The following is a 25,612-nucleotide window of genomic DNA, read 5'->3' on the forward strand; positions in this document are numbered from 1 at the left end:
GCGATGGCGTCCTTAAGGGCCTCATCGCCGGCAAGCCGGCTCCTACAGGGGGTGGCGTGGTGGGCCGTTAGGTGGGTAGATGGCCCAACGGCAACGCTCCGGGGGTCTTCACGGTCTGGATCGCGAAGTTGCTGCGGATATCCCTCACCCCCGGCAGCTTCAAAAGGCTGCCGGTGACAAACCGTTCATACCCGCGCAAATCCGGCACCACCACCTGCAACAGAAAGTCCGACTCCCCCGACACCAGGAACGCCGAGATCACCTCGGGCAGTGCCGTCACCGCCTCACGAAAGGAATTGGCCTCGGTGTCGTTATGCCGCTCTACCTTCACGCCCACAAACACCATCATGCCCAGGCCCACTTCATCGCGATCCAGTGTGGCCTGGTAGCCCCGAATGACCCCGGCTTCTTCGAGCAGACGCACGCGGCGCAGGCAAGGTGATGCAGAAAGGCCAATCTCGTCGGCCAGTTGCACGTTGCTCAGGCGACCATCCCGTTGCAGGGCTTCTAGAATCTTGCGGTCAAAGGCATCGAGTTTCAGATTTGGCATAAGTGAATGGTCTTTGTAGTTGTTAGTGGTAGATAGTGCCAAGACTAGCCGATTTATCAGCTGACTACGCAACCACCTGCCCCACCCTTGCGCCCTAGAATTTGCCAACTATTCAAGGGGGTGAAACATGGCGGAACTCTGGTTGTTTTTGGTGGCTCTTTCGGTGGTGTATCTGCTGCCGGGGCCGGACATGATCCTGCTGCTGCAAACCGGCGCCCGCCAGGGCAAGGCTTTGGCGTTGACCACGGCGATTGGCCTGGGGGCTGCCCGGGCGTGCCACGTGGCGTTGGCCGGCATGGGCTTGGCGACGCTGTTCAAGGTGGCGCCGTGGACGTTTGACGTGGTGCGCCTGGGCGGTGCGGCCTACCTGTTGTGGTTGGGTGTGCAATGCCTGCGCGCGAACCTGTTGCCCAACCTCGACCCGACACACGCCATCACACAGGCCCACGCCTGGCGCGAAGCCTTCCAGCGTGGCCTGTTGACCAACCTGCTCAACCCCAAGGCGCTGCTGTTCTGTTCGGTGCTGCTGCCGCAGTTCATCAACCCGCAGGCCGGCCCGGTGGCGGCGCAGTTTGCCTTGCTGGGTGTGATCCTGGTGGCGGTCGGTTTTGCCTTCGACTGCTGCTACGCCCTGGCCGGTGCGCGCATCGGCCGATGGCTGGCGCGCAATCGTTCGGCGCAGCGGGTGCAACAATGGTTGTTCGGCAGTCTTTTGATCGGTTTTGCGGTACGCCTCACCTTTGTGCAACACGCCTGAGCGGTCCGGCGTATCCACGTCATCTTTTGTATCAAAGACGCGTGTAAGATACGCCGCACTTAGCCAGGGATGCTCACCATGTTCGATTCGTTGAAAGCGATCAGCCGCCGTATGACCAGTGCGTTACTGACTGTGGTGGGGGCCGTCTTTGGCGAATGGCATCCGCCGTTCTGGCTGCGCGCTATCGGCCGTGGCCTGGCGAACCTGGGCCACAAGGCCCGCGCCTATCCGCGCCAAGCCGGTGCTGGCGTGCTGGGCCTGGCGTTACTGGCCGGCGCCGGCTTCTATGGCTGGCAGTGGTATTCCCACCTGCCGCAGCCCCACACCGTGGGTTACTCGCTGCACAAGCCGAACCTGACCGACTACACCCAGCAACCACCGGTTGTGGATAACTTGCAGGTGCGCTTTGCCGAGTCCGTGGCCCCACTGGCTGCCATTGGCAAGCCGGTCACAGAAGGCATCACCCTCAAACCACCGGTGGCGGGCGCCTGGCGCTGGTCCGATGACCGCACCCTGCAGTTCGTGCCGGAAAAAGACTGGCCGATAGACGCCCATTACACCCTGGACCTGGCCAAGAAAAAGCTGCTGGCCGACGGCGTATTGCTCAGCCAGTACAGCAGCCAGTTTTCCACCCAACCGTTCCGCGCCACCCTGGCGCAAAACGAGCTGTACCAGGACCCGTCCAACCCGACGCTGAAACAACTGGTGGCGACCTTCCATTTTTCCCACCCGGTGGATGAAGACAACCTGCGTAAACGCGTGTCGGTGACCCTCGGCAAAGGCCTGGCCTACCGCGACGCCCAGTTGCCCAACCGCCCGGAAGTCACCTTCGACGACACCAGGCTCAACGCCTACGTCCGCTCCGCCGCCTTGGCGACGCCGCTGGAAAGCACGCCGGTGAGTGCCAAGCTCGATGAAGGCATCAAGGCCCGTGATGGCGGCAACGCCAGCACCGCGCCGCTGGTCTCGGAAGTCACCGTGCCCGGCCGCTATCGCCTGACGTTCACCGGCGCCGACGTGAGTTTTGTCGACAACCAACGCGGCGAGCCGGAGCCGGTGCTGATGTTCAGCAGTTCCAGCGCCGTCGCCGATGAAACCATCGCCGGTAAGGTCCAGGCCTGGTTGCTGCCGGAAAAAGCCCAGGACGACACGCGCCCCTATAACAGCAACGACATCGACGACGCCCTGCTGGCCCGCAGCACCAAGGTCACCCTGACCCACGTGCCCAGCGTCGAACCGCTGAACACCCTGCACGCCTTCAAGTTCAAGGCTCCGGCCGGTCGCGCCATTTACGTGCGCGTGCCTGCCAACCTGGAAGCCATCGGCGGCTACCTGGCGAAAAATCCTACGGCGTCGCTGATCAGCATGCCGGCGTACCCACGCACCCTGCAGTTCCTGTCTGACGGCGCGTTGCTCAGCCTCAACGGCGAAAAACGCCTGGGCTTCATGGCCCGTGGCGTGCCCGGCGCCCACGTGGAAATCGCCCGCCTGCTGCCTAACCAGTTGCAGCACCTGGTGGACCAGAGCAGCGGCAGCTTTGCCCGGCCGAACTTTGGCAACGAATACTTCGACCGCATGGTTGAGCGTCAGTCGCTGGACATTCCCCTGTCGTCCAACGACCCTGCGAAAACCGTCTACGACAATGTGGACCTCAGCCACTACCTCACCGCTAACGGCGGGCGTCGCGGCATTTTTGTGCTCAAGCTCAGCCCTCAGGATGACCCGGCCACCCGCACGTTCGAGTACGACCGCAGCAGCACCAGCGACCTGCGCTTCATCGTGGTGACGGACCTCGGCATCATCGCCAAGCGCTCCAGTGACGGCAGCCATGACGTGTATGTGCAGTCCATCGGCAACGGTTCGCCGGTGTCTGACGCCCAAGTCGACATCATTGGCCGCAACGGCTTACCGGTGAGCAGCGGCCGCACCGACGCCGAAGGCCACGCGCATTTCGCCAAGCTGGATGAACTGCGCCGTGAGAAAACCCCGCTGATGTATGTGGTCACACGGGGCAATGATCAGTCGTTCCTGCCGATTGCCCGCCAGTCCCAACAGTTGGATTTGTCGCGCTTCGACGTAGGCGGTTTGGAAGAGGACGGTGCGATTGATCGTCTCAGCGCCTACCTGTTCACCGACCGTGGCCTGTACCGGCCGGGCGAGACCGCGCACCTGGGCATGATCGTGCGCAGCGGCAACTGGAAAGGCGCCCTGCAGGGCTTGCCCGTCGAGCTGCAAATCACCGACCCACGGGGCCTGGAAGTGATTCGCCAACCCCTGAAACTGTCGGCCAGCGGCTTTGAAACCTTTGATTTCCCCAGCAGCGAAGTCGCCCCCGCCGGTGAGTACACCGCGACCTTGCAGTTGATTGGCGAGAAGCAGACCCGCACCGACCTGGGCAGTGTCAGCTTCAAGGTGCGGGATTTCGAGCCGGACCGCATGAAGGTCAGCCTGAGCCTGCACGACACGCCGGTGCTGGGTTGGATTCCACCGGACCAGGTGGTGGCCAAGGTCACCGCCATGCACCTGTTCGGCGCCCCGGCGTCCGGCCGCCGCGTCACCGCGAAAATGTCCCTGAGCCCAACGCTCGCGGCGTTCGACCGCTACCCGGATTACCGCTTCCGCCTGAACAACGCCCTGGAAGACGCCAGCACCGAAGACCTGGCCGAAACCACCGTGGATGACAACGGCCAGGCCACGCTCGACCTCAACCTGCAACGCTTCGCCAACAGCACCTATCGCCTGCAGGTGATGACCCAGGTGTTCGAAGCCGAGGGCGGTCGTAATGTGGCGGCGCAAAACGCCTTGCTGGTGTCGTCCGCGCCTTACCTGGTCGGTGTGAAAAGTCAGGATTCGCTGTCGTACGTCGCCAAGGATGCGCCGCGCCAGGTGCAATGGCTGGCCGTCGCGCCAGACCTTACGCCGCTCGCGGTAGACGGCCTGACCACTGAAGTGGTGGAACACCGTTACGTGTCGGTGCTGGTGAAGCAGTCCAACGGCACCTACAAATACGAGTCGCGCATCAAGAACATCAGCCAACCGGCTTCACCGCTGGTGATGACCAAAGACGGCGCCAAGCAGGCCCTGAACACCGGTACGCCGGGGGATTTCACCCTGCAACTCAAGGACGCCAACGGCAACCTGCTCAACCAGATCGACTACAGCGTGGCCGGGCGCGGCAACACTTCGCGCTCCCTGGAGCGCAACGCCGAACTGCAACTGCGCCTGGATAAACGCAGCTATGCCACCGGTGATGAGATCGCCATCAGCATCCGCGCGCCGTACACCGGCGCGGGCTTGATCACCATCGAGCGCGACAAGGTCTACACCCAGCAGTGGTTCAAGGCCGACAGCACCAACAGCGTGCAGCACATCCGTGTGCCAGCGGGGCTTGAGGGCAATGCCTACGTCAACGTGCAGTTTGTGCGGGACATGGGTTCGGCCGAGGTATACATGAGCCCGCTGTCCTATGGCGTGGTGCCGTTCAGCATCAACCTGGATGCGCGGCGCATGGCGCTGAAGGTCGAAGGCCCGGCGAAGATCGAGCCGGGGCAGACCCTGGACATCAAGGTCACCGCCGACCGCCCGGGCCGTGCCGTGGTTTACGCGGTGGACGAAGGCATCCTGCAAGTGGCGCGCTACCAGACGCCGGACCCGCTGGGCTTCTTCTTCCAGAAACGTGCGTTGGAGGTCGGCACCAGTCAGATCCTTGACCTGATCCTGCCGGAATTCAGCCGCCTGCTCAGTGGGGCAGCGCCTGGTGGTGATACAGAAGGCGCGCTGGCCAACCACCTCAATCCGTTCAAGCGTAAACACCAGCCGCCTGTGGCGTGGTGGTCCGGCTTGGTGGACCTGCCGGACGGTGAAACCGTGCTGCACTACCAGGTGCCGGACAGCTTCAACGGCAAACTGCACCTGTTTGCAGTGGCGGTGGATAACGACAGTGTCGGCGTCAACGACGCCAACACGGAAGTGCGCGGGCCGATCGTGATCACGCCAAACGTCCCCGCTTTTGTAGCGCCGGGCGATGTGTTCAACGTGAGCGCCGGGGTGTTCAGCAACCTCGACGCCGCGGCGGATGTGAAGTTTGAACTGCAGACCAGCGACGGCTTGAACGTTCAGGGCGACAAGGGCAGCACGCTGTCGCTGCAACCGCGCAAGGAAGGCACGGCTGAGTTCAAGATCAAGGTCGGCGAAACCCTGGGTTCGGCGGACCTGCGCTTTGTCGCCGTGCTGCCGGATGGCAAACGTATCCAGGTGGCGGAAACCACCTCGATCCGCCCACTGAGCGAGCACCGCGTGGCCTTGAGCCTGGGCCGTTTCGACAGCGCCAGCAAAGAGCTCAAGCCCACCCGCGAGCTGTTCAGCCAACTGCGCGATGTGCAAGTGGGCGTCGCCGCGTCGCCGCTGGTATGGGCCAACGGCCTCAAGCATTACCTGGACGACTACGGCTATGCCTGCACCGAGCAATTGGTGTCCAAGGCCATGCCGGCGCTGATCTGGGGTGGCAACGCGCCGGAAGCCGAACAGGCGTTCACAGGCGCGGTGCGCATGTTGCGCCAGCGTCAGAACGGGGCCGGTGGTTTTGGTCTGTGGGCCGCCAACCCGGACGTAGCGCCTTACGCCAGCCTGTACGCCACTGACTTCCTGATCGAAGCCAAGGAACGTGGGCTGCCAGTGCCGGAGGACCTGCTGGTGCGGTCCAATGCGTACCTGACCGACCTGGCCAACGGCCCGAGCGAAGGCTTGTCGGAATTGCGCAACCGCGCCTACGCCAGTTACCTGCTGAGTCGTCAGGGGATTCTGGTGAGCGGCGCCTTGAGTGATATCCGCGAGCGCTACGAGAGCTACTTCAAGGACACCTGGCAGAACGACCTGGGCGCCGCGTACCTGGCCGCCAGCTACAAGCTGCTCAAGCAGGATCGCCAGGCCGACACGCTGTTCCGCAAAATCCCGTGGCGCTCCCTTGTGGATAAGTGGGACAGCGACGGTCTGTACTACGACCCGCTGGTGCACGACGCAGAGCACCTGCACCTGCTGGCGCGGCACTTCCCGGAGATGATCGACGACGTGCCGACGGCGCTGCTGGATAAACTCGGCAAACGTCTCAACGAACAGCGTTACAACTCGCTGTCGGCCGCGCTGTTGCTGCGTGCGCTGGATAACTACGGCCAACGTGCGCAAAGCGACATGACCCTCAAGGCCACCGCGTGGCTGAGTGACAAACAACAGCAATTGCTGGAAATGGCTGGCCAGCCACCCCGCGCGGCCGTGCCGAGCGCCACGCAGAAACTGGTAATGGAAAAAACCGACGGCCCGGCCGCGTTCTACATGCTCAGCGAAGCCGGCTTCGACAAGGGTGCCAAGCTCAAGTCGATCACCAACGGCCTGGAAATCATCCACGAATACCTCGACCTCAAGGGCGACCCGGTGAGCAAAGTCGCCGTCGGCGATGAGTTCCTGGTGCGCCTGCGCCTGCGGGCTACCGACCGCGATCAAGTGCAACAGGTGGCCGTGGTCGACCTGCTGCCGGGCGGGGTCGAGCCTGTGTATAACCTGCCGTCGGAGCCGGAAGCCGCGAGCACCGAGGAAAGTGAAGGCGACGATGCCGAGTACGTGGAAACCAGCGAAGACAACCAAGAGGCCGATGCCTGGCAAGCGCCGATCGGCGAAACCGAGCTGAGTAACTGGCAGCCGGACTACGTCGACGTGCGTGATGACCGAGTGGTGTTGTACGGCACCGCGCTGCGCGATGTAGGCACTTTCGTGTACCGCGTGCGCGCCACCAACGCCGGGACCTTCAATACGCCACCGGCCTACGCCGAAGGCATGTACGAAACCACCCTGCAAGGGCGCGGCAAAGTAGGCCAGCTTGAAATTACCAAGCCTTAAACGCCTGGCGCCGCTGTTTGCAGCGGCGGTGGTGCTGGCGGGGTTGCGGCTTTGGCCGCACGCCCCGCTGGAACAGGCCGTGACCTCATCACGGGTGGTGCTGGCCGACGACGGCTCACTGCTGCGCATGACACTGGCGGACGACGGGCAGTACCGCTTGTGGCTACCCCTGGAGCGGATGTCGCCTTCATTGGTCGAAGCCTTGTTGCTCAAGGAAGACCGTAATTTCTACTGGCACCCGGGGGTTAATCCTCCGGCATTGCTGCGGGCGGCCATGGCTACTTACAGCGGTGGCCAGCGCCAGGGCGGCTCGACCTTGAGCATGCAGTTAGCACGACGCCTGTGGGACCTCAACACCCGCCAGGTCCCCGGCAAGGTGCAGCAGATGGCCCTGGCGCTGTGGCTGGAAGCACGCTACAGCAAGCACGACATCCTTGAGGCCTACCTGAACCTGGCGCCCATGGGCGGCAATATCGAAGGCGCCGAGGCGGCCAGCCGCATCTATTTTGGCAAGTCGGCGGCGCAGCTTTCGTTGTCTGAATCGCTGGCACTGGCCGTGATCCCTCAGCAACCCGGGCGGCGCGCGCGCTTCGGGCCGTCGCTGCAAAACGCCAGGCTGCGCTTGATGGCCGACTGGCGCGCCACTTATCCACAGGACCCGCGCAACGACAGCTTGCTGGACTTGCCCCTGGAAGCGCGCAACCGCCAGCAGATCCCGTTCCTGGCGCCGCACCTGAGTGAACAGCTGCTGGCGTCCCAGCCGGGCAACGAGCTCAACAGCACACTCAACCTACCACTGCAGCAGTTACTGGAACGCCTGATCACAGGCTTTATCGCCGAACGACGCAGCACCGGTGTGGAAAACGCCACGGCCATCCTGATCGACAGCCGCGACCAAAGCGTCAAGGCACTGGTGGGCTCGGCGGACTACTTATCCACAGGCATCCACGGCCAGGTCAACGGTGTACTGTCGCGGCGCTCGCCCGGGTCGACGCTCAAGCCGTTCCTGTATGGGCTGGCACTGGATCAGGGGGTGATTCACCCCATGAGCATCCTCAAGGACCTGCCGAGTAACTTCGGCTACTTCCAGCCGGAAAATTTCGACGGCAGTTTTGTCGGGCCACTGACGGCGCGGGATGCGTTGATCCGTAGTCGCAATATCCCGGCCGTGTGGCTGGCCAGCCAGGTGAAATCACCTTCGTTGTACGGGTTGCTGCAACGCGCCGGCATCAAGGGCCTGCGCGACGAAAGCCATTACGGCCTGGCCCTGGCGCTCGGCGGCGGCGAGATGACCCCGGAAGAGCTGGCCCGCCTGTACGTGATGCTGGCCGGCGACGGGCATTCGCGCCCGTTGCGCTATCTGCAGGAACAGCCTCAATCCACCGGCCCACAGTTGCTCACGCCCCAAGCAGCATTCATGGTGCGCGACATGTTGCGCCGCAACCCACGCCCCGACGGGTTGCCGAGCCGTCATTGGCGCACCGCCTGGAAAACAGGCACCTCCTGGGGGTTTCACGATGCGTGGAGTGCCGGCCTGGTGGGCCCCTACGTGCTGGTGGTGTGGGTGGGCAACTTCGATGGCCGGCCGAACCCGGCGTTTATCGGGGCCAAGACCGCCGCGCCGTTGTTCTTCCGCATCGCCGACGCGTTGCCCCTGGCGTTGCCCAACGTGGTGATCAAACCCGACAAGCCACCCGTGGGGCTGGTGCGCATCGACGTCTGCGCCGCGTCCGGCGAGTTGCCCAACCGCTGGTGCCCGCAAACCCGCAAGACCTGGTACATCCCCGGCGTCTCGCCGATTCGCGTGTCCAACCTGCATCGCCCGGTGCTGATCGACACCCGCACCGGCAAGGCCGCGTGCCCGCCCTTCGATGCCCAATACACCCGTGAAGAAGTCTTCGAATTCTGGCCCAGCGACGTGCAACGCCTGTACCGCGCAGCCGGCCTGCCTCGGCGCACGCCACCCAACGTGATGAAAAACTGCCAGCCCACTCGCATCAGTGACACGAGCGAAGCGCCGCAGATCCGCTCGCCACTGACCCAGGTGAGCTATCAGTTGCGCCTGTCTCAACCCCAGGAAAGCATCCCGCTGAACGCCAACGCCGCCAGCGATGCAACGACGCTGTACTGGTTCGCCGACCAGACCCTGATCGCCCAGGGCCCGCCGCAAGCCCTGTTGAACTGGCGGCCGGGCAAGTCGGGGGAGTATCGGTTGCGGGTCACCGATGATCAGGGGCGCAGCACCAGCCGGGGGCTGAAAGTGGAGTTTGTGCCCTGATCAGGCGTCTTCGTCGCTGAAACTGCCTTTGCTCACGCGCTTGGCAAAATGTTGATACGCCACGCCCATCTTGCGTTGCTCAAACAGCGAGAACGCCAGGGTGCCGAGCAAGATCAGCATCCAGATCAAAAATTGCTTCAATGCATCCACATGGGCGACAAACAGCAGCAAGGCCACCACCCCGCCGATGACCGCTCCCAACGCCGCCCACGCGCCGAGTACACGTCCCACGGCCAGGCGTATCCCTTTGGGCAGCAACAACCGGGTCCAGATCAGCACCATGAAAATCGTCAGCATGAAGCCGAACGCCGCCATGAACGGAATCGGAAAACCACCTTCGCGGTATAGCCAGGCGAGCAACTGATACACCGGACCCTGTCCGGCCATCTGTGGATAAGTGTCGGGCCCCGGTAAATGCAGTTGCGCAAAATGGGCCGGGGTCATGGCCATCACGCCGACGCCGAGCAGCCCGACTATCGCGCCATAGAAGCCACCGGCACGCCACAACGGCGCCAGCACGCGGCGGTTTTCCACATCGGCGGTCAACGCCGCGCCGAACACGGCTTTCGGGTCCTTGCCCTGTGCGATTACCGTATGGCCATCGCGCTCACAGGCGTCGCCGATCAGCATCACGTCCAGGTCCTGCACCAGCAGAAGTTCGCCCTGGCGTCGGGAACTGCCCAGCAACGCGTATTCGTCGGGCGATTTATTGCCGAACAGGTCAATACCCTCGGCAATCACCGCCACCTCACCGCTGGCGTCCTTCAGGCGAAAGTCATTGCAGCGCGCCTCGCCAGACACTCGGCTCCAGCTCCAATCGCCATCTTTGTCTTGGGTGCCCTCTTCGACAATCCACACATAACCCACGCACGGCTTGCCATTGACCGGCGACAGCATCGTCTTGTCCGCAATGACCTTGCCGCGCACCTCCACCAGGCCCATGGCCAACGAGCGTATCTGGCTGGTGGCCAGGCGCTGTTCGGTTTTGTAGAAGTTGGGGCCAAAGCTGACCAGCAGGCCGATCAGGATGAGCATCGGGAAAAACAGCGCGATCAGGATGTTCGGCGCGTACACCATCAAGGCGATAAAACCGGCGAGGAACATCAGGCCCAGCGCCGTTTTCCACTTCGGCTTTTTCACCACAACGCCCGCCTGAGTGGTTTTCATGCCCCCGGCACCTCAAGCTTCACGCCTTCGTAACGGGTTTCTTCGGCACTGATGGCCAGCAGCGGGATGCGCTGATAGCTGAGCATCCGCGCAAAGAACAGGTCGGGGAACACCGCAATGGCGATGTTGTAGAGGTTGACCGACTCATTGAAGAACTCACGGCGGTCGGCAATGCGCTCCTCCACGGCCGAGATGGCTTGCTGCAACTCGACCATGTTGGGGCCGGAGATCAACGTCGGGTAACCCTCCGCCACCGCAATCACCGACTTGAGCGCCGCGTTCAACTGGTTGGAAGCATCGACCTTGTCGTTGAGGCTGCTGGCATTCAGGTACTGCTGGCGCGCATCGCTGAGCCGGGTGAACAGCGCATGCTCGTGATTCATGGCGGTCTGCACCACACGCATCAGGTCCGGGATCTGATCGGCCCGCTGCTTGAGCAGCACATCGATGTTGGCGAACGCTTTATCCACGTCGTTACGCCGCATCACCAGGCTGTTGTAGACCCCCACCATCCAGCCCACCAGGCCGACGACAATGATCAGCACAACGATGCCGGCGATTAGCAGTTCGATATTCATGGTGAGCGCGTCCCTGGGTGAGTTATCCACAGGGGGCATTCTAGGGTTAAAGCCGGACCCTGCGCTCGGCAGTAGCCCACAGATTCGACAAGAGGTCGTTAATTGGATTGGGCCATTCGCACCACCTCATTCCGGTCCACCTTGCCCAGCGCATTACGCGGGATGGTCTGGCTCAACACGATGCGCTGGGGCAACTTGAACGGCGCCAGGCGCGTGCGCAGCCAGGCGAGAAGTTCATCCGCCGTGGTGCCGGCAGCCTCCTGTTCAAGCTTGACCAGCACCACCACGCGTTGCCCGGCGTTGCAATCCGGCGCGCCGGCCACGGCAGCGTCGGCGATTGCCGGGTGCAGGATCAGTTGGTTTTCCACTTCCACCGGGGAGATCTTGTCGGTGAAGCAGACGATCTGGTCTTTGCAGCGCCCCACAAAACGAAACTCGCCGTTGGGTTCCTGCTGCATCAGGTCGCCGGATGAAAACCAGCCATCACGGCTGTGGCTGATGATGTCGCCGGGGCCGGTCCAGTAGCCGAGGCTCAGGTTGGGGCCGCACATCTGCAATTCGCCCACCTCGCCCGGTGCCACGGCCACGCCGTTGGCATCCACCAGGCGCGCGCGCCCAGGCACGGCGGTGAGGGTGTCCCAGGCGGAGCCGAAGGCCATGCTGCCCAGGCATTCCGTCAGGCCATAGGTGTTGTTCAGGCGCAGGTCAAAGGTGTCCTGAAAAGTCTCGGCCACCATCGGCCGGCACGCGTCGCCGCCAATCCCGCAGACTTTCAACGAGCTGAGATCCCGTGGGCGCTTGCGCTGGGCGTCCACCAGCGGCGGGCAGATGAACGGCGCGACAAACAGCATGGAGCCGCCCTCTTGCTCGATGGCGTCGAGCAGTTTGTCGGCATCGAAGCGGCTGAACATGACTTCCTGGCAGCCCTTGATGATCGTCGCCATCAACACGAACGAGCCAGACACATGGGCCACCGGCGTGCTGCCGAGGGTGCACGAGTCCAGATCCAGCTGCCACGCGCCCAAGGCGCTGACCACGTGGGCAATCGCACGCTGGTTGTAGGCCACCAGCTTGGGCATGCCGGTGGTGCCAGAGGTTGCCAACAGCAGGCAGGTTGAGTCGATATCACCGGGCACTGCCGCCGTTTGCGGGCTGCCTTCGCCCAGCAGCGCGTGCCAGCTCGTGCTGCTGAAGGTGCGCGTGCGTTCGATAGCCGCGTCGTCTATCTGTGCGATGACGGATTGCAAATCCGCTTCATGGATAAACAGCCGAGGCCGCAGCCAGCCCAGGAACTCCTCCAGCTCCCGCGCAGTGAATTCAGTCTTGAGCGGCACCATGATTGCGCCGCTCATCATCGCGGCAAACAGGAACACCGCATACAGCGGCGAAGTGCGCACCAGCATGACGATACGATCACCCGGCTCGACGCCCTCACGCTTGAACCCATTGCTCAGGCGCACCACCTCACCGGCCAGGCGGTGATAGGACCACACGTCACCGTCGGCAATCAGAGCAATGGCATTGGGCCGTTCGGCCGCGTGCTGGAACAGTGCCTGCAACGGGGCTTGCGAGGCGGACAGGGCTTCAAGGGGTTCGAAACAGGTCAGCATGATGGTCTTCCAGGGGTGGCTTGGCGCGTTCTCCCCAAGGGAACACCTGGAAGGGCCGGTTTATTTCGTGAAGGTTCGTTTACGCTCAATCGTGCGTACACATCCGTGTGGCGAGGGCGCTTGTTCCCTCGCCACAAAGACAGCGTCAGGCGACGACTTCGTCGAGGAAGCTGTAATCGATGTAACCCTCACCACGGCCGCCGTAGAAGGTATTGCGGTCGTAATCATTGAGCGGCGCGCCGCTGCGCAGGCGCTCTGGCAGGTCGGGGTTGGAGATGAAGAGCCGACCGAACGCGACCAGGTCGGCATCGCCCGCCGCGATGATTTCTTCGGCGGTTTCCCGTGAGAATCCGCCGGCCGCCAGGATCGGTCCCTTGAAGATACCGCGCAGGCTTTTGGAGGCCACGGCGGGGACGTTCAGCTCGATGTCTTCGTAACCGCGAATGCGCGGCTCGATGACGTGCAGGTAGGCCAGGCCAAAGCGGTTGAGTGCCTCGGCCAGGTAACCGAAGGTCGCGGCCGGGTTGCTGTCCGACATGGTGCCGAACTGGCCGCTCGGTGAGATGCGCACGGCAACGCGATTGCCGCCCCACACCGAGACCAGTGCCTCGACGACTTCGAGCATGAACCGCGCGCGGTTCTCGATCGGGCCGCCATAAGCGTCGTCGCGGTGGTTGGAGCCGTCCTGCAGGAACTGATCCGGCAGGTAGCCGTTGGCGCCATGCAGTTCTACGCCGTCAAAGCCTGCGGCCTTGGCGCGTTCTGCGCCACGGCGGAATTCTTCGATAACGCCCGGGATCTCGTCGATCCTGAGCGCGCGTGGCACCACCTGATCCACCTCGGCGATGCTGTCGCCGTCGCGGATCACCGATTTTTCTTCACCGCGAATCGCCGAAGGGGCGACGGGTTGCGCACCGTCCAGGTTGCCCGGGTGTGCCTGGCGGCCGCCGTGCCAGATTTGCAGGTAGATGCTGGCGCCCTTGGCGTGCACGGCGTCGGTCACACGCTTCCAGCCAGCCACTTGCGCATCGGTGTAGATGCCGGGCGCGAGCGCATAAGCGATGCCCATGGGCGACACGCTGGTGGCTTCGGCGATCAGCAGCCCGCCTTTGGTGGCGCGCTGGGTGTAGTACTCGACCATCAGGTCGCCGGGTACATCGCCGGTTTCGGTGCGCAGGCGGGTAAGCGGTGCAAGCACGACGCGGTGAGCCAGGTTGAGGGTGCCGACTTGGGTGGAGCTGAATAGCTTGGTCATGATGAGTTCCGTGTTTTTGAGTGGATGCGGTGACTAGACCTGGGCGATGCCGCCATCGACAAACAGGTCGATACCGGCCACGAAGCTGCTGTCTTCAGAGGCGAGAAAGAGGGCAACCGATGCCACCTCTTCAGGCCGGCCAAGGCGTCCGAGGGGAGTGGCTTGTGCGAACTGAACGCGCAGGGCGTCAGCCTCTTCGGGCGTGGATACCTGGCTGTCCATGATCGGCGTATCGATGGCGCCCGGGCTGATGGTGTTGACCCGGATGCCGCGGTCTTTCAGCTCCATCGTCCAGGTGCGAGCAAACGAGCGGACCGCTGCCTTGCTGGCGCTGTAGGTGCCGTAGGTGGGGTAGCCTTTGACTCCGGCAATCGAGCCGGTGAGGATGACACTGGCGCCATCGCGCAGCAGCGGCAATGCCTTCTGCACGGTGAGCGCGAGGCCGCGCACGTTGACGTCGAAGGTCTTGTCGTAGTGTTCGGTAGAAAATGCTTCCAGGGGGCGAAGCTCCACCACACCTGCGTTGGCAAAGAGCACATCCAGCTTGCCCTTCGCCTGCTCGACCGTGGCGTAGAGCCGGTCGAGGTCGCGGGGTTCGGACGCGTCGCCCTGCACCGCCGTGATGTCGCCGCCAATCAGGCTGACGGCGTTGTCCAGTTCAGATTGGCGGCGGCCGAAGATGAAAACGCTGGCGCCTTCATCGACGAAACGCTTGGCCGTCGCCAGCCCGATACCGCTGTTGCCGCCTGTGATGACGGCGACCTTGCCTTGTAGCCTGGCCATGCAGTGCTCCACCTGATGAGTGCCCGTGGGTTACGGACCAAGGACTCAACGGTACTGAGGGAGGCACATGCCTTGTAGAGGGTGACCAAGCATGAAGGTTATTCCAGATCAGAATAGCTTGGCCTTGAGCAAGAGGATCAGGTCGGCGGGGATGCCGTTGCAATCCGCGATTCCACGAACGCAATAAAAGCCCGCGCCTTGGCGCTGGCCTGACGACCCGTGGGGAACACGGCCCACAGGTCGATAGGGGGCAGTGTCCAGTCTTGCAGCACGGGTTTCACGGTTCCGGCCTTTAGCTCGGGGGCGAACATCCATTCGGAGGAGATGGTGAGGCCCAGCCCCGCCAGCACCGCTTCACGAATACCTTCAGCCGCACTGATGCGCAGTCGCCCGCGAACGGTCACGGTGGTTTTTTCCGAGCCTTGCTGGAACGCCCACACCGCGCCACCGCCCCGTTGGTCGTAGACGACGGCTTGATGGGACGCTACATCTGCAGGTACCTGCGGCTCGCCAGCGCTTTCGAAATAGGCCGGCGTGCCGAGCACCAGGCGGCGAGACTGGGCGATTTTCCTGGCGGTCAAACCGGAGTCGACCAGGTCGCCCATCCTCAGCGCCACATCGATCCCGGCTTCGATGAGGTCCACGTTGCGGTCATCCAACACCACCTCGACCTCCAGCGACGGGTGCTCCGCGAGGAACTGCCCCAGGTGCGGCACGATATGCAGCCGTGCAAAGGTCACGGCGGCGCAAATCCGCAAACGGCCGGTGAGCGCCGTCGCGGCACCCCGCGCGGCCATGTCCGCCTCGTCGGCCTCTTCGATCGAACGTTTGGCGTGTTCGTAGAAGTTTTGTCCGGCTTCGGTGGGCGTCAGGCCGTGGGTCGAACGCAACAGCAGGCGCACACCCAGCCGCTCTTCGAGCTGGGCGATGGCTTTTGAAATCGCCGGCTGCCCCACGTGAAGCTGGCGTGCCGCACCGGAAAACGAACCGGTTTCGATGACGCGTACCAGGGCTTCCATGGCAGCCAGTCGATTCATGACGGGTTACTCCACGGTCACCGACTTCGCCAGGTTGCGCGGCTGGTCGACGTCGGTGCCTTTGAGCACGGCGACGTAGTACGACAGCAACTGCAGCGGGATGGTGTAGAGGATCGGCGACAAGGTGTCGTGGATGTGCGGCATGTTGATAACGTGGGTGCCTTCACCGTTGGTCATGCCAGCTTTTTCGTCGGCGAACACGATCAATTGGCCGCCACGGGCGCGCACTTCCTGCAGGTTCGACTTGAGCTTCTCCAGCAGTTCGTTGTTAGGCGCAACGGTGACCACCGGCATGTCGTCATCCACCAGGGCCAGTGGGCCGTGTTTCAGCTCGCCGGCCGGGTAGGCTTCGGCGTGGATGTACGAAATTTCCTTGAGTTTGAGCGAACCTTCCATCGCCACCGGGTACTGCGCGCCACGGCCGAGGAACAGGGTGTGGTTCTTGTCGGCAAACAGCTCGGCGACTTTTTCCACGGTGCTGTCCATCGCCAGGGCTTCGCCCAGACGGGTCGGCAAACGACGCAGTTCTTCTACCAGCGTGGCTTCGACGCCCTCGGCGAGGGTGCCGCGCACTTGGCCCAGGGACAAGGTCAGCAGCAGCAGGCCGACCAACTGGGTGGTGAAGGCCTTGGTGGACGCTACGCCGATTTCGCGACCGGCCTGGGTCAGCAGGGTCAGGTCGGATTCACGCACCAGCGAGCTGATGCTGACGTTGCAGATCGCCAGGCTGCCGAGGAAACCCAGCTCCTTGGCATTGCGCAGCGCGGCCAGGGTGTCGGCGGTTTCGCCGGACTGGGAGATGGTCACAAACAGGGTGTCAGGCTGCACCACCACCTTGCGGTAGCGGAACTCACTGGCGACTTCGACCTGGCACGGGATACCGGCCAGTTCTTCCAGCCAGTAACGCGCAACCATCCCGGCGTGGTAGCTGGTGCCGCAGGCAACGATCTGCACATTGCGTACTTTGGCGAACAGCTCGGCGGCTTGCGGGCCGAAGGCATTGACCAGCACCTGGTTCTGGCTCAGGCGACCTTCGAGGGTGCGTTGCACCACGGAAGGCTGCTCGTGGATTTCCTTGAGCATGAAGTGGCGGAACTCGCCCTTGTCGGCAGCCTCGGCACCGTCACGGTATTGCACGGCTTCGCGCTCGACGGAATTGCCGTTGACGTCCCAGATCTGCACGCTTTCACGGCGGATGTCGGCAATGTCGCCTTCTTCCAGGTACATGAAGCGGTCAGTGACCTGGCGCAGGGCCAGTTGGTCGGATGCGAGGAAGTTTTCCCCCAGGCCCAGGCCGATCACCAGCGGGCTGCCACTGCGGGCGGCAACCACGCGGTCGGGTTGGCTGGCGGACACGACGGCCAGGCCGTAGGCACCGTGCAGTTCCTTCACGGTGGCTTTCAGGGCCACGGTCAGGTCGCCCAGGGTCTTGAGCTTGTGGTTCAGCAGGTGAGCGATGACTTCGGTGTCGGTGTCCGAGGTGAACGCGTAGCCCAAGCCCTTGAGTTGTTCACGCAGTACTTCGTGGTTCTCGATGATGCCGTTATGCACCACGGCCAAGTCGCCGGAGAAATGCGGGTGGGCGTTACGCTCGCAGGGCGCACCGTGGGTGGCCCAACGGGTGTGGGCGATGCCCAAACGGCCCACCAACGGCTCGCCGGCCAGGGCCTGTTCCAACTCGCTGACCTTGCCCGGGCGACGCATGCGCTCAAGCTTGCCGGCGTTGGTAAATACGGCCACGCCGGCGCTGTCGTAGCCGCGGTATTCGAGGCGCTTGAGGCCTTCGAGCAGGATGGCGGTAACGTTGCGTTCAGCGACTGCGCCTACAATTCCACACATGGTGTTTCTCCTAGATGATTGCCGCGCATATCAGCGTAATGCCGCGGGCTTGGATCTGGTCGCGGGCCTCAAGCGGCAGGCGATCATCGGTAATAAGGGTATGGACGCTGCTCCAGGGCAGTTCCAGGTTGGGAATCTTGCGGCCGATCTTGTCGGATTCGACCATCACCACCACTTCACGGGCGACCTCAGCCATCACACGGCTCAGGCCCAACAGTTCGTTGAAGGTGGTGGTACCACGCTGCAGGTCGATGCCGTCGGCGCCGATGAACAGTTGATCAAAGTCGTAGGAACGCAGCACCTGCTCGGCAACCTGGCCCTGGAACGAGTCCGAATGCGGGTCCCAGGTGCCGCCGGTCATCAGCAGCACCGGTTCGTGCTCCAACTCACTCAAGGCGCTGGCCACATGCAGGGAGTTGGTCATCACCACCAGGCCAGGCTGGTGGCCCAACTCCGGGATCATGGCGGCGGTGGTGCTGCCGCTGTCGATGATGATGCGGGCGTGCTCACGCAAGCGCATCACGGCGGCACGGGCGATGGCGCGCTTGTACACCGAGATGGGCTGGGCGGCGTCACCCACCAGTTCCTGGGGCATGGTGATTGCACCGCCGTAGCGGCGCAGCAACAGACCATTGCTTTCGAGGGCAGCCAAGTCCTTACGGATGGTGACTTCCGAGGTTTCGAAACGCTTGGCCAATTCGTCCACGCTGACTTCGCCCTGTTCATTGAGCAAAGTCAGAATGTTGTGGCGCCGTTGGGGTGTATTTCGTTTCGACATGGTGATTATAAGTTTCGTTTCGAAAGATAACGAAGGCAATAAAAACCTATTGGCGAAAGATCGTCAAGCAGGGCGAGCAAATTTTTTGGGTCATCACAAACCAAATGTGGGAGCTGGCTTGCCTGCGATGGCGGAGTGTCAGGCGACACCCATCTTGGATGTCAGACCGCTATCGCAGGCAAGCCAGCTCCCACAGGGAACCGCACTAGGCCATAGAGCTGTGGATAACTCAGCTCTTTTTGATTTTGACCGGGCGTTTCCAGCCGTCGATGTTGCGCTGGCGGGCACGGGCCACGCCGAGCTGCAAGTTATCCACATCCACGTTGATGGTTGAGCCGGCCGCCGTAGTGGCGCCGTCGCCTACTTTCACCGGAGCGACCAACGAGTTGTTGGAGCCGATGAACACGTCTTCGCCCAATACGGTCTGGTGCTTGTTGGCCCCATCGTAGTTGCAGGTGATGGTACCCGCGCCAATGTTGGTGCGCGCGCCAACCACAGCATCCCCCAGGTAGGTCAAATGACCGGCCTTGGCGCCCTCGCCCAGGTGGGCGTTTTTCAGTTCGACAAAGTTACCCACATGGGCCTTGGCCTCCAGCACGCTGCCAGGGCGCAGGCGTGCAAACGGGCCGGCATCGCTGCCCTCGCCCATCACGGCACCTTCCAGGTGGCTGTTGGCTTTGACCACCACGCCTTTGCGCAGGGTGCTGTCCTTGATCACGCAGTTAGGCCCGATCACCACGTCGTCTTCGATGATCACGCGGCCTTCGAGGATCACGTTGATATCGATCAGCACGTCACGGCCGACGGTGACTTCGCCGCGTACATCAAAGCGAGCCGGGTCGCGCAGGGTTACGCCCTGAGCCATCAGGCGGCGGCCTTCACGCAGCTGGTAGTGACGCTCAAGCTCCGCAAGCTGCTTGCGGTCGTTGGCGCCCTGCACTTCCATCGGGTCGTGGGGCTGTTCCGTGGCAACCAGCAGGCCATCGCTCACGGCCATCTCGATGACGTCAGTGAGGTAGTACTCGCCCTGGGCGTTGTTGTTGGACAGGCGGCTCATCCAGTCGGCGAGCTTGTTGCCAGGCACCGCCATAATGCCGGTGTTGCCTTCGGTGATGGCGCGCTGGGCTTCGCTGGCATCTTTGTGCTCGACGATGGCGGCAACCTTTCCGCTGGCGTCACGCACGATGCGACCGTAGCCGGTGGGGTCATCCAGCTCTACGGTGAGTAGGCCCATTTGGCCAGGCACCACGTGCTTGAGCAGGCGCTGCAAGGTTTCGACTTCGATCAGCGGCACATCGCCGTAGAGGATCAGCACGGTGTCGGCGGTAATAAATGGCACGGCTTGCGCAGTGGCGTGGCCGGTGCCGAGTTGTTTGTCTTGCAATACGAAATTCAGGTCGTCGGCCGCCAGGCGTTCACGCACCACATCGGCACCGTGGCCGATCACCACGTGGATGCGCTGTGGATCAAGTTGCCGGGCGCTGTGGATAACGTGGCCCAGCATGGAATTGCCGGCAACCGGGTGCAGCACCTTGGGCAGGGCTGAACGCATGCGGGTGCCCTGGCCTGCGGCGAGAATGACGATTTCAAGAGACATGAATGGCTACCAATCCTGGGCGGTCCGTCTTCAGACCAGAGAAGTGTTTTGCTGAAAAAGAAAAAGGGTAGCCGAGGCTACCCTTTTTAATCAATCGCGCTTGAAGCATGACGGCGTGGCCGCTTACTTCTTGCGGATCTGCTGGAGCGTGCGCAGCTGGGCTGCAGCCTCGGCCAGACGTACAGCAGCAGCGCTGTAGTCGAAGTCCGCACCCTTTTCGTTCAGGGCCTTCTCAGCAGCCTTGACGGCTTCCTGAGCGGAGGCTTCATCCAGGTCGCCAGCACGTTGCACGGTGTCGGCAAGTACCTTGACCATGTTCGGCTGAACCTCGAGGAAACCACCGGAGATGTAAAACACCTCCTTGTCCCCGCCTTGCTTGGTCAGAGTGATCGGACCTGGCTTCAAGCTGGTGATCAGCGGTGCGTGGCCCATGGCAATACCAAGGTCACCCAGTTCGCCGTGTGCAATCACCATCTCTACCAGACCGGAGAAAATTTCCCCTTCCGCGCTGACGATATCGCAATGGACTGTCATAGCCATCTGATTGCCTCAACCTGATGAGCGCCCGTTTCCGGGCGCTTGGATTACAGTTTCTTGGCTTTCTCGATCGCTTCTTCGATGCCGCCGACCATGTAGAACGCTTGTTCTGGCAGGTGGTCGTAGTCACCGTTGAGGATGCCTTTGAAGCCAGCAATGGTGTCTTTCAGGGAAACGTATTTACCCGAGGCACCGGTGAAGACTTCAGCCACGAAGAACGGCTGCGACAAGAAACGCTGGATCTTACGAGCACGGTTTACCAACTGCTTGTCGGCTTCCGACAGCTCGTCCATACCCAGGATCGCAATGATGTCCTTCAGTTCTTTGTAACGCTGCAGCACGTACTGAACGCCGCGAGCGGTGTCGTAGTGCTCCTGGCCGATCACGTTCGGGTCCAGCTGGCGCGAAGTCGAGTCGAGTGGATCGACCGCTGGGTAGATACCCAGGGAAGCGATGTCACGGGACAGTACGACGGTGGCGTCCAAGTGGGCGAAGGTGGTCGCAGGCGACGGGTCAGTCAAGTCATCCGCAGGTACGTATACCGCTTGGATCGAGGTGATCGAACCTTCTTTGGTCGAAGTGATACGTTCTTGCAGAACGCCCATCTCTTCGGCCAGGGTCGGCTGGTAACCTACTGCCGAAGGCATACGGCCCAGCAGTGCGGATACTTCAGTACCGGCCAGGGTGTAACGGTAGATGTTGTCGACGAACAGCAGAACGTCGTTACCTTCGTCACGGAACTTCTCGGCCATGGTCAGGCCAGTCAGTGCTACGCGCAGACGGTTTCCCGGCGGCTCGTTCATCTGACCGTAAACCAGTGCCACTTTGTCCAGAACGTTGGAATCCTTCATCTCGTGGTAGAAGTCGTTACCCTCACGAGTACGCTCACCCACACCGGCGAACACGGAATAACCGCTGTGCTCGATGGCGATGTTACGGATCAGTTCCATCATGTTTACGGTCTTGCCTACACCGGCACCACCGAACAGACCGACTTTACCGCCCTTGGCGAACGGGCAAACCAGGTCGATAACCTTGATGCCGGTTTCCAGCAGGTCGTTGCCGCCAGCTTGCTCCGCGAACGAAGGTGCTGGACGGTGAATGCCCCAACGCTCTTCGGTGTCGATCGGGCCCGCTTCGTCAATCGGGTTGCCCAGTACGTCCATGATCCGGCCCAGGGTCGCTTTACCGACCGGTACGGAGATGGCTGCGCCAGAGTCGACAACGTCCAGACCGCGCTTCAAGCCTTCGGTGGAACCCATCGCAATGGTACGAACTACGCCGTCGCCCAGCTGCTGCTGAACTTCCAGAGTAGTTTCCGCGCCTTGTACTTTCAGCGCGTTGTAGATGCTCGGTACGCTGTCGCGTGGAAATTCCACGTCGATAACGGCGCCGATGATTTGAACGATACGTCCGCTACTCATAGCTGGATCCTCTGAATATTTGAACCGTTAAACCGCGGCAGCGCCGCCGACGATTTCCGAGATCTCTTGGGTGATCGCAGCCTGACGCGCCTTGTTGTAGATCAGCTGCAAATCGCTGATCAGATCACCGGCGTTATCGGTAGCGTTTTTCATCGCGATCATCCGCGCCGCTTGTTCAGCTGCGTTGTTCTCGACCACCGCCTGGTACACCTGCGACTCCACGTAGCGCACCATCAAGCCGTCAAGCAGCTCTTTGGCGTCTGGTTCGTAGAGGTAGTCCCAGTGGTGCTTGAGTTCCTGATCCGGAGTCGCCACCAGTGGAATCAATTGCTCCACGGTTGGCTGCTGGGTCATGGTGTTGATGAACTTGTTGGATACCACGGACAGGCGGTCAATCCGGCCTTCCAGGTAAGCATCCAGCATCACCTTCACACTGCCGATCAAATCATTGATCGACGGCTCTTCACCCAGGTGGCTGATAGCTGCAACGACGTTACCGCCGAAGTTGCGGAAAAAGGCCGCACCCTTGCTACCAACAACACACAGATCGATCTCGACGCCCTTTTCGCGGTTTACCGCCATGTCCTTGACCAGGGCCTTGAACAGGTTGGTATTCAAACCACCGCACAAACCACGGTCACTGCTCACTACCACATAACCCACACGCTTAACTTCGCGGTCGATCATGAACGGGTGGCGGTATTCCGGGTTGGCGTTGGCCAAATGCCCAATTACCTGGCGGATACGCTCCGCATAAGGACGGCTAGCAGCCATGCGCATTTGTGCCTTGCGCATTTTGCTGACCGCCACTTTTTCCATGGCGCTGGTAATTTTTTGCGTGCTTTTGATGCTCGCAATCTTACTGCGAATCTCTTTTGCGCCTGCCATGTAACACCTATCAGGTTAGCAAGCGGGAGCCTTGCGGCTCCCGCTGCGGCTTACCAGGTTTGGGTGGCCTTGAACTTCTCGATACCGGCTTTCATGCCAGCGTCGATTTCGTCATTGAAGTCACCCTTCACGTTGATCTTGGCCAACAAGTCGGCGTGATCGCGGTTGAAGTAAGCAATCAGCGCTTGTTCGAAGCTGCCGACCTTGGTGATTTCGACGTCAGTCAGGAACCCACGCTCAGCGGCATAAAGCGACAACGCCATGTCAGCGATCGACATAGGGGCGTATTGCTTCTGCTTCATCAGCTCGGTAACGCGCTGACCATGCTCAAGTTGCTTACGGGTCGCTTCGTCCAGGTCAGAAGCGAACTGGGCGAATGCCGCCAGTTCACGGTACTGAGCCAGAGCGGTACGGATACCACCGGAGAGCTTCTTGATGATCTTGGTCTGAGCGGCACCACCCACACGGGATACCGAAACACCGGCGTTCACTGCAGGGCGGATGCCCGAGTTGAACATGGCCGATTCCAGGAAGATCTGACCGTCGGTGATGGAAATCACGTTGGTCGGAACGAACGCGGAAACGTCGCCAGCCTGGGTTTCGATGATCGGCAGTGCGGTCAGGGAACCGGTTTTGCCGGTCACTGCGCCGTTGGTGAACTTCTCTACATACTCTTCCGAAACGCGGGATGCGCGCTCCAGCAGACGGGAGTGGAGATAGAACACGTCGCCTGGGTAAGCTTCACGGCCTGGTGGACGGCGCAGCAGCAGGGAAATCTGGCGGTAAGCCACTGCTTGCTTGGACAGATCGTCATAAACGATCAGCGCGTCTTCACCGCGGTCGCGGAAGTATTCGCCCATGGTGCAACCGGAGTACGGTGCCAGGAATTGCAGCGCAGGAGATTCCGAAGCACTGGCAGCCACGATGATCGTGTTGGCCAGGGCGCCGTTTTCTTCCAGCTTGCGAACCACGTTGGCGATGGTCGATTGTTTCTGACCGATGGCTACGTAGACGCAGAAAATGCCGCTGTCTTTCTGGTTGATGATCGCGTCGATCGCCAGAGCGGTCTTACCGATCTGACGGTCACCGATGATCAGCTCACGCTGGCCACGGCCGACTGGGATCATGGCATCGACAGCCTTGTAGCCAGTCTGTACAGGCTGGTCTACCGACTTACGCCAGATCACGCCTGGAGCAACTTTCTCGACCGCGTCGGTCTCGGTGTTGCCCAGTGGACCTTTACCGTCAACAGGGTTACCCAGTGCGTCGACTACGCGACCCAGCAGTTCCTTACCAACAGGAACTTCCAGGATGCGGCCTGTGCACTTGGCGCTCATGCCTTCAGCCAGACTGGTGTACGCGCCCAATACAACGGCACCTACGGAGTCTTGCTCCAGGTTGAGGGCCATACCGTAGACGCCGCCCGGAAACTCGATCATCTCGCCGTACATGACGTCGGCCAGACCGTGAATCCGCACGATGCCGTCAGATACGCTGACGACAGTGCCTTCGTTACGGGCTTGGGAGGTCACATCGAGCTTGTCGATGCGGCCCTTGATAATTTCACTTATTTCGGAAGGATTGAGTTGCTGCATTGCTCTGCTGCCCCTTCAAACTCAAGATTTCAATGCTTCGGCAAGTTTCGCGATTTTGCCGCGAATCGAGCCATCGATAACCAGGTCGCCGGCGCGAATGACAACACCCCCGATCAGGGATGCATCCTCCGCAGCATGCAGGCGCACTTCCCGGTTGAGTCGTGCACTGAGAACCTTGGCGAGTTTGTCTTGCTGTTCTTGGTTCAATGCGAAAGCACTGGTCACTTCAACGTCTACCGACTTCTCTTGCTCGGCCTTGTACAGGTCGAACAGAGCGGCGATCTCCGGCAACAGCGGGAGACGGTCGTTTTCGGCAACGACATTGATGAAGTTCTGTGCCTTCACATCAAACTTGTCGCCGCACACTTCAATAAAAGTGGCGGCCTTGTCTGCGCTCGTCAGGCGCGGGGCCTTGAGCACGCGCTGCATGGTGTCGTCTTGCGACACCGCTGCTGCCAGGCCGAGCATGGCTGACCAAGAGGCCAGCTGCTGGTGGGCCTGGGCGTGCTCGAAGGCTGCCTTGGCGTAAGGTCGGGCCAACGTGGTCAGTTCTGCCATGATCGCCCTCGCTTAAATTTCAGCAGCCAGTTTGTTAACCAGCTCCGCGTGCGCGTTTTGATCGATTGTGGCACCGAGGATCTTCTCAGCACCGCCGACCGCCAGAGCACCCAGTTGGGCACGCAGCGCGTCTTTGACGCCGTTCAGTTCCTGTTCGATCTCGGCATGAGCCGAAGCCTTCACACGGTCAGCTTCGACGCGGGCTTTTTCAACAGCCTCTTCGACGATCTGGTTACCGCGTTTCTTGGCTTGCTCAATGATTTCAGCTGCCTGTGCCTTAGCTTCGCGCAGTTGGTGACCCGCTTTCTCTTGGGCCAACTCCAGGTCGCGAGCTGCACGGGTGGCAGCGTCCAAACCGTCCGCGATCTTCTTCTGACGTTCGTGCAAAGCCGCGATGACCGGAGGCCACACGAACTTCATGCAAAACACTACAAAAATGAAGAACGCAACGGATTGGCCAATCAGGGTTGCATTAATGTTCACGCCAACACC

General features: G+C 61.7%; 19 protein-coding genes. 3 read left to right on the forward strand and 16 right to left on the reverse strand.

Annotated elements, in window-relative coordinates:
* Window positions 1-67 precede the first annotated feature (67 nt).
* A complete protein-coding gene (locus AC07SU_RS23325; protein ID WP_494998388.1) occupies window positions 68-541 on the reverse strand; it encodes an Lrp/AsnC family transcriptional regulator in 474 nt (157 codons plus the stop codon).
* A gap of 136 nt (window positions 542-677) precedes the next feature.
* On the opposite strand from AC07SU_RS23325, the gene AC07SU_RS23330 reads away from it, so the two are divergent.
* From AC07SU_RS23330 to pbpC, 3 genes are all read left to right on the forward strand, one after another.
* A complete protein-coding gene (locus AC07SU_RS23330) occupies window positions 678-1,307 on the forward strand; it encodes a LysE family translocator (protein WP_494998353.1) in 630 nt (209 codons plus the stop codon).
* A 78-nt stretch (window positions 1,308-1,385) separates the two neighbouring features.
* Window positions 1,386-7,196 carry an alpha-2-macroglobulin gene (locus AC07SU_RS23335; protein ID WP_494998354.1) on the forward strand — a complete coding sequence of 1,937 codons (5,811 nt, stop codon included), beginning with the start codon at window positions 1,386-1,388 and terminating at the stop codon, window positions 7,194-7,196.
* Window positions 7,177-9,474 (forward strand): penicillin-binding protein 1C, encoded by a 2,298-nt coding sequence (gene pbpC / locus AC07SU_RS23340; protein WP_494998355.1) that lies wholly within the window; start codon window positions 7,177-7,179, stop codon window positions 9,472-9,474. Before AC07SU_RS23335 ends, pbpC begins: the two co-directional genes overlap by 20 nt.
* Here pbpC and AC07SU_RS23345 read toward each other — a convergent pair whose 3' ends face one another.
* The 15 genes from AC07SU_RS23345 to AC07SU_RS23415 all read right to left on the reverse strand — a co-directional run bounded on the left by AC07SU_RS23345 (window position 9,475) and on the right by AC07SU_RS23415 (window position 25,603).
* Window positions 9,475-10,641, reverse strand: coding sequence for a hypothetical protein (locus tag AC07SU_RS23345; protein WP_494998356.1), 1,167 nt, complete (start codon window positions 10,639-10,641; stop codon window positions 9,475-9,477).
* Window positions 10,638-11,219 (reverse strand): LemA family protein, encoded by a 582-nt coding sequence (locus AC07SU_RS23350; RefSeq protein ID WP_494998357.1) that lies wholly within the window; start codon window positions 11,217-11,219, stop codon window positions 10,638-10,640. The genes AC07SU_RS23345 and AC07SU_RS23350 overlap by 4 nt, the downstream gene beginning before the upstream one ends.
* A gap of 98 nt (window positions 11,220-11,317) precedes the next feature.
* Window positions 11,318-12,829 (reverse strand): class I adenylate-forming enzyme family protein, encoded by a 1,512-nt coding sequence (locus AC07SU_RS23355; RefSeq protein WP_494998358.1) that lies wholly within the window; start codon window positions 12,827-12,829, stop codon window positions 11,318-11,320.
* A 145-nt stretch (window positions 12,830-12,974) separates the two neighbouring features.
* Window positions 12,975-14,084, reverse strand: a complete 1,110-nt coding sequence (locus AC07SU_RS23360) for an alkene reductase (protein WP_494998359.1) — start codon at window positions 14,082-14,084, stop codon at window positions 12,975-12,977.
* A 33-nt stretch (window positions 14,085-14,117) separates the two neighbouring features.
* Complete coding sequence (locus AC07SU_RS23365) at window positions 14,118-14,867, reverse strand: SDR family NAD(P)-dependent oxidoreductase (RefSeq protein WP_494998360.1); 750 nt, start codon at window positions 14,865-14,867, stop codon at window positions 14,118-14,120.
* A gap of 137 nt (window positions 14,868-15,004) precedes the next feature.
* Complete coding sequence (locus AC07SU_RS23370) at window positions 15,005-15,904, reverse strand: LysR family transcriptional regulator (RefSeq protein ID WP_494998361.1); 900 nt, start codon at window positions 15,902-15,904, stop codon at window positions 15,005-15,007.
* Window positions 15,905-15,910: 6 nt separating this feature from the next.
* Window positions 15,911-17,743: a glutamine--fructose-6-phosphate transaminase (isomerizing) gene (gene glmS / locus AC07SU_RS23375; protein ID WP_178920934.1), complete on the reverse strand. Its 1,833-nt coding sequence runs from the start codon at window positions 17,741-17,743 to the stop codon at window positions 15,911-15,913.
* A 10-nt stretch (window positions 17,744-17,753) separates the two neighbouring features.
* Window positions 17,754-18,521 (reverse strand): DeoR/GlpR family DNA-binding transcription regulator, encoded by a 768-nt coding sequence (locus AC07SU_RS23380; protein WP_122716288.1) that lies wholly within the window; start codon window positions 18,519-18,521, stop codon window positions 17,754-17,756.
* 229 nt (window positions 18,522-18,750) lie between these two features.
* Window positions 18,751-20,118 (reverse strand): bifunctional UDP-N-acetylglucosamine diphosphorylase/glucosamine-1-phosphate N-acetyltransferase GlmU, encoded by a 1,368-nt coding sequence (gene glmU / locus AC07SU_RS23385; protein ID WP_176994568.1) that lies wholly within the window; start codon window positions 20,116-20,118, stop codon window positions 18,751-18,753.
* A 123-nt stretch (window positions 20,119-20,241) separates the two neighbouring features.
* Window positions 20,242-20,658 carry a F0F1 ATP synthase subunit epsilon gene (locus AC07SU_RS23390; RefSeq protein WP_178920930.1) on the reverse strand — a complete coding sequence of 139 codons (417 nt, stop codon included), beginning with the start codon at window positions 20,656-20,658 and terminating at the stop codon, window positions 20,242-20,244.
* 44 nt (window positions 20,659-20,702) lie between these two features.
* A complete protein-coding gene (gene atpD, locus AC07SU_RS23395) occupies window positions 20,703-22,079 on the reverse strand; it encodes a F0F1 ATP synthase subunit beta (RefSeq protein ID WP_176994569.1) in 1,377 nt (458 codons plus the stop codon).
* 27 nt (window positions 22,080-22,106) lie between these two features.
* Window positions 22,107-22,967: a F0F1 ATP synthase subunit gamma gene (atpG, locus tag AC07SU_RS23400; RefSeq protein ID WP_010207685.1), complete on the reverse strand. Its 861-nt coding sequence runs from the start codon at window positions 22,965-22,967 to the stop codon at window positions 22,107-22,109.
* 50 nt (window positions 22,968-23,017) lie between these two features.
* A complete protein-coding gene (gene atpA, locus AC07SU_RS23405) occupies window positions 23,018-24,562 on the reverse strand; it encodes a F0F1 ATP synthase subunit alpha (RefSeq protein WP_016970694.1) in 1,545 nt (514 codons plus the stop codon).
* Window positions 24,563-24,583: 21 nt separating this feature from the next.
* Complete coding sequence (locus tag AC07SU_RS23410; protein ID WP_176994570.1) at window positions 24,584-25,120, reverse strand: F0F1 ATP synthase subunit delta; 537 nt, start codon at window positions 25,118-25,120, stop codon at window positions 24,584-24,586.
* Window positions 25,121-25,132: 12 nt separating this feature from the next.
* Window positions 25,133-25,603 carry a F0F1 ATP synthase subunit B gene (locus tag AC07SU_RS23415; RefSeq protein ID WP_060756576.1) on the reverse strand — a complete coding sequence of 157 codons (471 nt, stop codon included), beginning with the start codon at window positions 25,601-25,603 and terminating at the stop codon, window positions 25,133-25,135.
* Window positions 25,604-25,612 lie beyond the last annotated feature (9 nt).

It is taken from the genome of Pseudomonas sp. GW821-FHT05H12 (genome assembly GCF_059419385.1).